General features: G+C 56.2%; 1 pseudogene. It reads right to left on the bottom strand.

Annotation, left to right across the window (positions count from 1 at the left end):
- Positions 1-688 (bottom strand): annotated as a pseudogene (locus HP566_RS03175) (hypothetical protein); the annotation flags it as partial.
- Positions 689-820 lie beyond the last annotated feature (132 nt).

Here is an 820-nt window from a genome sequence, read left to right as displayed (position 1 = left end):
CCATATAACCGCGCAAGGCTTCCCACTCGGCCAGGGCCAGCGGTAAGGCGGGGGTCATAAACTCGGTTTTTACCCACTGGTCGGTACCCGGCAGTACATAGCCGATGCCCATGCCGTACTGTTGCTGTACGCCATACTGGGTGACCCCACGCGTTTCGAACACCCAGACACGCAGCGACTCCCAGGGCACAAACACCGGCGCTTCATGGCCCTCGCCGTGCTTTTTTTCCGGCACAAAGCACACTTCGCGGCGCTGGCGGTGAAAGCGTGTTGGGATAGCTTTTTTTCGATCAAGAAAGACTTTTATTGTTGAATAAATACCTACTGATAGCCCAATAAATATCATAAAAACCCCAGTTTTCATGAAATCCTGATAAAGCAAAATAGATAATTGTTCCGATACAAATGGAGATAGCATCATCGGAAATAAAAAAGCGCTCATCAAAAACACCATGAATGTGCCGCCCAGCACAAGCTGATTGCCAAAGACGCCAAACCAGCCAGCCCCATAATCCAGCCAGGTATCGTTAAGCTCGCTGACCGCCCCTTCGTTAAGCGCCGGTTCCCCGGTGGGCAGGGGGTGGGGGGCGAGAAACACAAGCCTGCCGCCCGGCAGGCGCTCCACATTACCCGCCTGCTGCGGTTTGGTTGGGTCTGGCCCCGTCAGGCCCTTGCGTTTTTTAGCCATCGTCGGGCTTCGACTCCCTGGCGCCGATAGGCCTCGGCGAAGATATCCTCGATGGGGCGTTGTGGGTTTTCCTCGCGCACCCGCCGCACCTCGGCGGAGAGCCGCAACAGTTCCTCGCTGGGCTTGGCCCAC

This window comes from Vreelandella olivaria (genome assembly GCF_023507745.1).
GTDB classification, from domain to species: domain Bacteria; phylum Pseudomonadota; class Gammaproteobacteria; order Pseudomonadales; family Halomonadaceae; genus Vreelandella; species Vreelandella olivaria_A.
The sequence above is the reverse complement of the archived record's forward strand: the minus strand, read 5'-3'. Positions and strand labels throughout refer to the sequence as shown.